The organism is Pseudomonas syringae group sp. 26L6, from assembly GCF_032587815.1.
GTDB lineage: Bacteria > Pseudomonadota > Gammaproteobacteria > Pseudomonadales > Pseudomonadaceae > Aquipseudomonas > Aquipseudomonas amygdali.
Genome location: NZ_JAWHPJ010000030.1, coordinates 91,268 through 100,474, shown reverse-complemented (window position 1 = coordinate 100,474; position 9,207 = coordinate 91,268). Strand labels below are relative to the sequence as shown.

The following is a 9,207-nucleotide window of genomic DNA, read 5'->3' as shown; positions in this document are numbered from 1 at the left end:
GCTCTGCGTCGTCAAGAGGACGCGGAGCGTCCAGAAAGGCATGCGACGCAGAGCGTCGCACGATAGTTGCGATTATCGTTCCGCACGCTCCAGCGTGGGAATGCAGTTCTCGACGCTCTGCGTCGTCAAGAGGACGCGGAGCGTCCAGAAAGGCATGCGACGCAGAGCGCCGCACGATAATTGCGATGATCCCACGCTCTGCGTGGTAGCGCTGTTCTGGAAGCTCCGCGTCCGATCCCGAATCACCGATCAACACCCCACACGAGAAAAAAACGTGAACACACCTGGCACCTATTCTCCCGACACCCCCATCCCTGCCAGCCAGCGGGTGTTCGGTGGGCGGGATCTGTTCTCCCTGTGGTTTTCCCTCGGCATCGGTTTGATGGTGCTGCAAACCGGGGCCTTGCTGGCACCGGGGCTGGGCATGTCCGGCTCGCTGCTGGCGATTTTCCTCGGCACGCTGGTGGGCGTTTTACTGCTCGCCAGTGTCGGCGTGATCGGCAGTGACACCGGTTTGTCTTCCATGGCAGCCCTCAAACTCAGCCTGGGCAGCAAAGGCGCGTCGCTGCCTGCAGTGTTGAACCTGCTGCAACTGATCGGTTGGGGGTCGTTCGAGATCATCGTCATGCGCGACGCCGCCAGTCTGTTGGGCGGTCGGGCTTTTTCGCAGGGCAGTCTGTGGACCAGCCCGCTGCTCTGGACGCTGTTTTTTGGAGTGCTGGCCACTCTGCTGGCGGTCAGCGGACCATTAACCTTTGTGCGCCGATTCTTGCGCAAGTGGGGGATCTGGATACTGCTGGCCGCGTGTTCATGGCTGACCTGGAACCTGCTGACCAAGGCTGATCTGGCAGCGCTGTGGTCGACATCCGGGGACGGTTCACTGCCGTTTGCTTCGGGGTTCGACATCGCCATCGCTATGCCGCTGTCCTGGCTGCCGCTCATTGCCGACTACTCGCGCTTCGGCCAACGCGCGAAAAGCGTCTTTGGCGGCACGGCCGCAGGCTTTTTCATCGGTAACTTCTGGCTGATGAGTCTGGGCGTTGCCTATACGTTGGCGTTCGCCCCTGGCGGCGAGGTCAATGCCTTGCTGCTGGCACTGGCCGGCGCAGGTCTGGGTATCCCGCTGCTGCTGATTCTGCTGGATGAGACGGAAAATGCGTTCGCCGATATTCACTCGGCAGCGGTCTCTAGTGCTTTGCTGTCACGTATCAAGGTCGAGCATTTGGCATTGATCATCGGCGTGATCTGCACGCTGATCGCCTGTCTGGCACCGCTGGCCCAATACCAGAACTTCCTGCTGCTGATCGGCTCGGTGTTTGCGCCGCTGTTCGGCGTGGTGCTGGTCGACCATTTCATCCTGCGTCGTCGCAGTGGTCAGGTAGCGGAGGGCGGTTTGCGCTGGATGAGTCTGCTGGCGTGGCTGGGCGGGCTCAGCACCTATCATCTGCTGGCCGGTTTTTACCCGGATGTCGGTGCAACACTGCCAGCGCTCATCGTCGCTGGCGTGCTGCAGCTGTTGATCGGCGGTGCGATCAACCGCGACCGGGGAACAGTTCCGGCTTGAGGATGCCATTGAGCTGAGGGTAAGGAATCTTCAGCTCGATGTGACCCATCGAATACGGCGCGATGGTATCCACCGAGTACTTGAGGATCACCGCGCCGTACGTCAGCGCGATATGTGGCGTGCGCTTGAACGGCCAAGTCTTCATGAACTCGCTGTCTTCATTCATCTTGGTCGAGACCAGCCAACCCTGGTGGGCCAGTTGGGCCTTCTGCCAGAACTCGCTTTCCTTGCCCGGAATGATCATGTCAGCCAGGGTCAGGACTTTCTGCTGCTGACGCGAATAGTTGATGAACGCCCGGCCGGGGTTGCCGTGGGCACCACCGGTATCCAGATAACTGGAAAGTTCGACAACCACGATACCGTCATGCTGCTCACGTACCTTGGCTTGCAGATAACTGCTGTTGCGGCCCTGGGCCTGGCTCAGGAACTGCTCCTGATAGGCTTTAATGGACGCAGGCGGCGAGGCGCTGCTGTCGGCAACGGTCAGTTGCAGCAAGGTCTTCTGGACGATGGCGTCCAATCGCGGCTCATCGGGAAAATGCACGGTATCGATGTTCACCAGCGGGCAGTCCGCCGTGGTGCAGCCTGGCTTGATCAGCTCGGAGGCATCGCGCTGGACTTGCAGCGGTGTGCGCATGTTGGGCGTGAAGAGGCTTTGGCAGGCGCCGAGCAACAGGGCCAGGCAAGCCAGTGAAGTGATCCTCAATAACGACATGTTGATCCTTGGCAGTGTCAGTAAAGGCGGTTGCGTTGTGCGTATGCAGGCTGGTTGGACTGTAAACAACGTCTTCGGTTCGATCATGGCAGATTAGAATTGTTTTAAGTCCCGGCCGTCTACCCTGCATCTTCAAGGGGGCTGCATCTTAACGTCGATGCGCGTTAGGATGGCCCGATGTCAAAAACGGCGGCAAGCGAGAAACCCATGACCCAGACCACACGATCTGCACCAAGCGCTTTTGAAACCATACAGCGCGAAAACTGCTTCAAGGGCTTCTATAGGCTGGACAAGCTGCATGTGCGCCACGAACTGTTCGACGGTGGCATGAGCGAGGAAATCAGCCGCGAGCTTTTCGTTCGCCACGATGCGGTTTGCGTACTGCCTTACGATGCCAAGCGTGACGAAGTGGTGCTCATAGAGCAGTTTCGCGTCGGGGCCATGGAAAAGACCAGCAACCCGTGGCTGATCGAACTGGTCGCCGGGCTGATCGACAAGGATGAGCAGCCGGAAGAAGTTGCTCATCGCGAGGCAGAGGAGGAAGCTGGACTGGTGTTCCGCTCGCTTTGGCCCATCACCAAATACTTTCCTTCTCCGGGTGGCAGTAATGAGTTTGTTCACTTGTACCTGGGGCAGTGCAGCAGTGAGGGGGCAGGCGGAATTCACGGGCTTGAGTCCGAAGGCGAAGACATCCGGGTGACGGTCTGGTCATTCGATGACGCAATGCAGGCGATGAAAGACGGAACAATCAAAAACGCGTCGACGATCATCGCCTTGCAATGGCTGGCGCTGAATCGTGCGGAGATAAGGGGTTTATGGTCGTGAATCTATTGCGCGAGCGCTACCGTGTCGACCTTGCCGGACTGCAGGCTGCGTGTGAGGCCAACTACGCGCGCCTGATGCGCCTGCTGCCCGACATGCGCAACGAACAGCGCTCACGCCGCGTCGCCGTTACACAGGGTGACCAGATGCTGGGCGTACTGGCCGTCGAGGTATTGCTCGACTGCCCGTACACCACCACCCTGCAAGTCCGCCAGGAACACAGCCTGCCGTGGCTGCCGGTGCCGGTGCTCGAAGTACAGGTCTACCATGACGCACGCATGGCCGAAGTCATCGGCGCCGAGCATGCGCGGCGCTTTCGCGGGATTTATCCCTACCCCAACGCCGACATGCACCAGCCAGACGAAAAGGCCCAGCTCAATTTGTTTTTGGGGGAATGGCTGAGTCATTGCCTGGCGTGTGGGCATGAGTTTGAGGCGGTGCGTTAACGCCTCTTCAATTGTTATCGCACTACTGCTCCTTGGCTTCGCCCTGTATTTATCCCACACGGATTGCCCGATAAGTGACGTCAGCTGACAGCGGGCAGGCTCCAGTCTTGTAGGTGGTTTCTGAAAATCCCCCGGCACCTTGGATTTGAAACCACATGCCTTACATTCGACCTGAATTTATTTGCAGGTATAACGAATGAGTGACTTAGGCACCCCACGATGTCTGTTAGCGTGCTTCTCGGGAGTCACCCTCAGCCTTTTCAGCTATCTCGGGTTGATAACCCTGGCAGGCAGCGCTCTGCGTTGGGAACACTTTCTATATACGGCCATTACCGGAGTGGTCATCGGTATTCTGTCTTTGAGGCTCATGCCGTGGATCGTTCATCTGGCTGGACTGGCAGGAATGATCCTTGGCGTTGTCCTGGAGCTTTTGTTGGCGGGATATCTCTGGCCTGGAATGCCTTATGAGCGGGTGCTGAGCTATCTCTTGGGTGCGGGACTGGCGGGCATGGTGTCGGCCGGACTTATTGCTTTAATTGTGCTCAAGCACCGAGCAAATCAGCAAATGTGACCAAATGCTCGTCTGCGCTCACATTCCCGGTTTACCCGCCCGCTGCCACATCACATAATCGCGCTGAATCCTCTCTGGGAGACGGTCTTGCCAAGCGCAGCCCCTTCATCGTCAGTTTTGCTGGTGCAGATATCCGACAGCCACCTGTTCGCCGAGGCGGACGGGGCGTTGTTGGGTATGAGTACCCGCGACAGTCTGGAAAAAGTCGTTGATCTGGTCCTCGCCGAGCAGCCGCAGGTTGATCTTGTGGTTGCAAGCGGGGATATCTCCCAGGATGGCAGTGTCGAGTCTTACGAAGCGTTTCGCCGGATAAGTACGCAGATCGCCGCCCCCGCGCGCTGGTTTGCCGGTAATCATGATGAATTGCCGCAGATGGAGCATGTCGCACAGGCTGAAGGGCTGCTTGAGCCGATCATCAACATCGGCCGGTGGCGGGTGACGCTGCTGGATTCGGCAGTGCCCGGTTCGGTGCCAGGTTTTCTGGCTGCTGGGCAATTGCAGTTGCTGGAGCAGTCGCTGAGCGAAGCGCCTGACCGGCATCATCTGGTCTGCCTGCATCACCACCCGGTGGCCATCGGCTGTGAATGGATGGCACCCATCGGTCTGCGCAATGCTGACGCGTTGTTTGCGGTGCTGGATCGATTCCCGCAGGTTCGGGCCGTATTGTGGGGGCATGTACATCAGGAGTTCGACCAGATGCGTAACGGCGTGCGCCTGCTGGCGTCGCCCTCGACCTGCATTCAGTTCGCGCCGGGCAGTGCCGATTTCAAGGTGGACACCACGGCACCGGGCTATCGCTGGCTGCGACTGCATGACGACGGACGGCTGGAAACCGCTGTTTCCCGAGTGGTCGGCATGCAGTTCGAAGTCGATTACGGCGGCACCGGCTACTGAATGAGCGGGCGGACACGTTTCCAGTGAGGTGTTGTAGCGTAAGTCCCTGTAAACTACACGGCTTTGCCTTGCACTCGGGAGCGACAGCGTGACCAGCGACACACCTTCACTGCTATACATCCATGGCTTGAACAGCTCGGCCCTGTCGAGAAAGGCCTGTCAGTTGGCCGCGCTGATGAAGTCATTGGGTCTGGCTGATCGTCTGCAAGTCCCTGAACTGCATCACCATCCGCGTCAGGCTATGGGGCAGCTTGAAACCGCTATAAAGGAGCTGGGACGGCCATTACTGGTCGGCAGCTCGCTCGGCGGCTACTATGCGACTCATTTGGCGCAGCAGCATGGCCTCAAGGCGGTGCTGATCAACCCGGCAGTCAACCCGCATCAGCTGTTTGACGGGTTTCTCGGCGTGCAGCAGAACCTGTACACCGGCGAGCAGTGGCAGTTGACCGAAGACCATATTCAGGCACTGGCCGAGCTGGAGGTTCCTGCTCCCCAGGACCCGCAGCAGTTTCAGGTGTGGTTGCAGACCGGTGACGAGACCCTTGATTATCGTCGCGCCGAGAAGTTTTACCGGGCCTGTGCCTTGCGCATTCAGGCGGGCGGCGACCACAGTTTTCAGGGTTTTGCCGAGCAAATGCCAGCGTTGTTGAGCTTTGCCGGGTTTGCCCCCGATCTGTTGCAGAAGATCGACCTGTCGGCGCTATAGGCGATCGATGCCCGGCCTACTGAATGCAAGAACATTGAACCCCCGAAATTCCATGAAAGATTGATAACGAGAACCCATGGCCAATCCCAGCGCTAGCTCTTATAACGCAGACGCCATCGAAGTCCTCTCGGGCCTCGATCCGGTTCGCAAACGTCCGGGCATGTACACCGACACCTCGCGGCCCAACCACCTGGCTCAGGAAGTCATCGACAACAGTGTCGACGAAGCTCTGGCTGGTCACGCGCGCTCGGTACAGGTCATCCTTCATGCCGACAACTCGCTTGAGGTGTCCGACGACGGCCGCGGCATGCCGGTGGACATTCACCCGGAAGAAGGTGTGTCCGGCGTCGAGCTGATCCTCACCAAGCTGCATGCGGGTGGCAAGTTCTCCAACAAGAACTACCAGTTCTCCGGCGGCCTGCACGGCGTAGGGATTTCCGTGGTCAACGCGCTTTCCACTCAGGTTCGGGTGCGGGTCAAGCGCGATGGCAACGAATATGAAATGACCTTCGCCGACGGCTACAAGGCCACAGAGCTGGCGGTTATCGGCACTGTCGGCAAACGCAACACCGGGACCAGCGTCTATTTCGCGCCCGATCCGAAGTATTTCGATACCCCGAAGTTCTCCGTCAGTCGTCTCAAGCACGTACTCAAGGCCAAGGCGGTTCTGTGCCCGGGCCTGCTGGTCAGCTTTGAAGACAAGTCCACTAACGAAAAAGTCGAGTGGCATTACGAAGACGGCTTGCGCTCGTATCTACAGGATTCGGTCAGCGACTTCCTGCGACTGCCGGACGAACCGTTCTGCGGCAGCTTCGCCGGTAACAAGGAAGCGGTCGACTGGGCGCTGCTCTGGCTGCCCGAAGGTGGCGACAGCGTTCAGGAAAGCTACGTCAACCTGATCCCTACGGCGCAGGGTGGCACCCATGTGAACGGCTTGCGCCAGGGCTTGCTGGATGCGATGCGCGAGTTCTGCGAGTTCCGCAACCTGTTGCCGCGTGGCGTCAAGCTGGCACCGGAAGATGTCTGGGAGCGAATTGCCTTCGTCCTGTCGATGAAAATGCAGGAGCCGCAGTTCTCCGGGCAGACCAAGGAACGTCTGTCGTCCCGTGAGGCGGCGGCGTTCGTTTCCGGCGTGGTCAAGGACGCTTTCAGTCTGTGGCTCAACACCCACTCGGAGCTGGGCCTGCAACTGGCTGACCTGGCGATCAACAACGCCGGTCGCCGCCTCAAGGCCAGCAAGAAGGTCGAACGCAAGCGCATTACCCAAGGCCCCGCATTGCCGGGCAAGCTGGCTGACTGTGCCGGACAGGATCCGGCGCGCTCCGAGCTGTTTCTGGTCGAAGGTGATTCCGCCGGTGGTTCTGCCAAGCAGGCGCGGGACAAGGAATTTCAGGCCATCCTGCCCCTGCGCGGCAAGATTCTGAATACCTGGGAAGTGGACGGCGGCGAAGTGCTCGCCAGCCAGGAAGTGCACAACATCGCGGTTGCCATCGGGGTTGATCCGGGCGCGGCGGACATCAGCCAGTTGCGTTACGGCAAAATCTGTATTCTCGCCGACGCCGACTCGGATGGTTTGCACATCGCCACCTTGCTGTGTGCGCTGTTCGTCCAGCACTTCCGCCCGCTGGTCGACGCCGGGCATGTGTATGTGGCCATGCCGCCGCTGTACCGGATCGACCTTGGCAAGGAAATCTACTACGCGCTGGACGAAAGCGAGCGCGACGGAATTCTTGACCGTCTGGTGGCTGAAAAGAAACGTGGCAAACCACAGGTCACCCGATTCAAGGGCTTGGGTGAAATGAACCCGCCGCAATTGCGCGAAACCACCATGGACCCGAACACACGGCGTCTGGTGCAGCTCACGCTGGATGATTTCGCTGCTACGTCGGAAATGATGGACATGTTGCTGGCGAAGAAACGTGCAGGTGATCGCAAGTCCTGGCTTGAATCGAAGGGCAACCTCGCCGAGGTCCTGACTTGATACGAGCCTGGCTCGCCGCCCTGACCCTGGTTGCCGCGCCGGTTTTCGCCGCGCCGCTTGAGGTCCTGAAACTGCAATCCGAGCACCCGGTAGACGACATGGTCGGCGGCAATCTGTCGGGTCTGGCCATGTGCAATGGCCAGCTGTGGACAGTTTCCGACCGTGACGACAATGTGCTGTACAGCCTTGATGTGTCGCAAAATACCTGGAAGGCAGAAGCACACCGCATTGACGCACCTGCGCCGCACAGCTATCTGCCGCTCAAGCTGCGTTCGCTGGCAGGCCTTTCCGCGTTGGTGCGTGGTGGTGATCTGGATTTCGAAGGCGTGAGTTGTGATGCAGCCGGTAACCGTTATCTGGTCAGCGAGGCCTATGGCACGGTGCTCAAGGTTCCGGTCAGTGGTGCACCGTTCTGGCTGGACTTGCCGCAGGCACTGATAGAACGGGCGCGCGGCCAGGGCATGTTGCAACACTTCAATGCGATTTTCGAAGGGATTGCCGTGAACGCCTCTGGCGACCGCATCTGGCTCGCCGCCGAGCGCGAGAAGCGCGGGCTGCTGGTTGTGCAGCGCGACAAGGAACAATGGAGCTGCGGGCAAAGCTGCGTGCTGCTGTCCGAAGACGGTAAAGACCTGCTGCCCGCAGAGCAGGGGCACAAGACCGTGTCTACGGACTTTTCCGATCTGTCGCTCTACAACGGCAAGCTGTTCACGCTCGAACGTGCGGCCTATCGCATCTGTCGGCGTGGGCTTGAGACCGGGCAGATCGAACGTTGCTGGTCGTTCGCCAAGGAAGCGATGGTGCCTTCGCGTCGCTATGATCAGCCCTACGGCCTGACCGAGGCGCTGGTCGTGGACGAGAAGGGCGCGTGGATCGGCATCGACAATAACTTCGGTGCGCGCGCCGATGGTGAAAAACGCCCGATTGTCTGGCGGTTCGCTGCGCCTGAAGCGGGCTGGAGCGCCGGTCAGTGAGCCAGCCCGCGAATCAACCGCAACCCGGCAAGCGCGCTGGCAAGATATTAATGATCGTGGCCTGGGCTGCTGGCCTGTTTCTGGCGACGCGCTTTTTCGGCAGTTGGGAAGACAAGCAGCAGAACCCTAATACGGTGGTTGCTTCGCAACACGGTGACGGATACATCGAAGTGCAACTGGCGGGTAATCGTCAGGGGCACTTTGTCATTACCGGCCAGATCAACGGCCGGACGGTAGAGTTCATGATCGACACCGGGGCGACCGACGTGGCGGTACCCGGTGATATGGCTGACAGCCTGGGCCTGAAACGCGGCTTTGCGGTCACAGTCAGCACGGCCAATGGCAACAGCCAGGGTTTTCGGACCACGCTCGACCGCTTGCAACTGGGCGATATTGTCCTGACCAATGTGCGTGCTCTGGTAGCACCCGGTCTGGACGGTGAGCAGGTGCTGCTGGGCATGAGCGCCATGAAACAACTTGAATTCACACAGCGTGGCGGCAACTTGCTGCTGCGCCAGTCAACGAAATAATGAG

The 9,207-nt window shown here is 59.4% G+C and carries 10 protein-coding genes; 9 read left to right on the top strand and 1 reads right to left on the bottom strand.

Annotated elements, in window-relative coordinates; translation table 11 throughout:
• The first annotated feature begins 274 nt into the window (after positions 1-274).
• Positions 275-1,564: a putative hydroxymethylpyrimidine transporter CytX gene (gene cytX / locus RYA97_RS15720; protein ID WP_117140133.1), complete on the top strand. Its 1,290-nt coding sequence runs from the start codon at positions 275-277 to the stop codon at positions 1,562-1,564.
• On the opposite strand, the gene RYA97_RS15715 is transcribed toward cytX, so the two are convergent.
• On the bottom strand, positions 1,533-2,279 hold the full coding sequence (locus RYA97_RS15715; protein ID WP_004654549.1) for an RsiV family protein: 747 nt from the start codon (positions 2,277-2,279) through the stop codon (positions 1,533-1,535). The two genes, cytX and RYA97_RS15715, sit on opposite strands and share 32 nt — an antisense overlap.
• Positions 2,280-2,486: 207 nt before the next feature.
• Here RYA97_RS15715 and RYA97_RS15710 point away from each other — a divergent pair, with 207 nt between their 5' ends.
• The 8 genes from RYA97_RS15710 (at position 2,487) to RYA97_RS15675 (ending at position 9,203) form a co-directional block, all read left to right on the top strand.
• Positions 2,487-3,104 (top strand): NUDIX domain-containing protein, encoded by a 618-nt coding sequence (locus tag RYA97_RS15710; RefSeq protein WP_005743014.1) that lies wholly within the window; start codon positions 2,487-2,489, stop codon positions 3,102-3,104.
• Positions 3,095-3,547 (top strand): DUF1249 domain-containing protein, encoded by a 453-nt coding sequence (locus RYA97_RS15705; RefSeq protein WP_002551796.1) that lies wholly within the window; start codon positions 3,095-3,097, stop codon positions 3,545-3,547. Before RYA97_RS15710 ends, RYA97_RS15705 begins: the two co-directional genes overlap by 10 nt.
• A gap of 196 nt (positions 3,548-3,743) precedes the next feature.
• Positions 3,744-4,118, top strand: coding sequence for a hypothetical protein (locus RYA97_RS15700; protein ID WP_057401738.1), 375 nt, complete (start codon positions 3,744-3,746; stop codon positions 4,116-4,118).
• A gap of 87 nt (positions 4,119-4,205) precedes the next feature.
• Positions 4,206-5,012 (top strand): 3',5'-cyclic-AMP phosphodiesterase, encoded by an 807-nt coding sequence (gene cpdA, locus RYA97_RS15695; RefSeq protein WP_032706911.1) that lies wholly within the window; start codon positions 4,206-4,208, stop codon positions 5,010-5,012.
• An 88-nt stretch (positions 5,013-5,100) separates the two neighbouring features.
• Complete coding sequence (locus tag RYA97_RS15690) at positions 5,101-5,718, top strand: YqiA/YcfP family alpha/beta fold hydrolase (RefSeq protein ID WP_005731105.1); 618 nt, start codon at positions 5,101-5,103, stop codon at positions 5,716-5,718.
• A 76-nt stretch (positions 5,719-5,794) separates the two neighbouring features.
• A complete protein-coding gene (parE, locus tag RYA97_RS15685) occupies positions 5,795-7,699 on the top strand; it encodes a DNA topoisomerase IV subunit B (RefSeq protein ID WP_002551799.1) in 1,905 nt (634 codons plus the stop codon).
• Positions 7,696-8,673, top strand: coding sequence for an esterase-like activity of phytase family protein (locus RYA97_RS15680; RefSeq protein WP_316892661.1), 978 nt, complete (start codon positions 7,696-7,698; stop codon positions 8,671-8,673). The genes parE and RYA97_RS15680 overlap by 4 nt, the downstream gene beginning before the upstream one ends.
• Positions 8,670-9,203: a TIGR02281 family clan AA aspartic protease gene (locus tag RYA97_RS15675; RefSeq protein WP_005778866.1), complete on the top strand. Its 534-nt coding sequence runs from the start codon at positions 8,670-8,672 to the stop codon at positions 9,201-9,203. The genes RYA97_RS15680 and RYA97_RS15675 overlap by 4 nt, the downstream gene beginning before the upstream one ends.
• Positions 9,204-9,207 lie beyond the last annotated feature (4 nt).

Excerpts from the sequence above, each read along its gene's own strand:
- RYA97_RS15715 (WP_004654549.1), bottom strand. The coding sequence starts at position 2,279 with ATGTCGTTATTGAGGATCACTTCACTGGCTTGCCTGGCCCTGTTGCTC.
- RYA97_RS15710 (WP_005743014.1), top strand. The coding sequence starts at position 2,487 with ATGACCCAGACCACACGATCTGCACCAAGCGCTTTTGAAACCATACAG.
- RYA97_RS15705 (WP_002551796.1), top strand. The coding sequence starts at position 3,095 with ATGGTCGTGAATCTATTGCGCGAGCGCTACCGTGTCGACCTTGCCGGA.
- RYA97_RS15700 (WP_057401738.1), top strand. The coding sequence starts at position 3,744 with ATGAGTGACTTAGGCACCCCACGATGTCTGTTAGCGTGCTTCTCGGGA.
- parE (WP_002551799.1), top strand. The coding sequence starts at position 5,795 with ATGGCCAATCCCAGCGCTAGCTCTTATAACGCAGACGCCATCGAAGTC.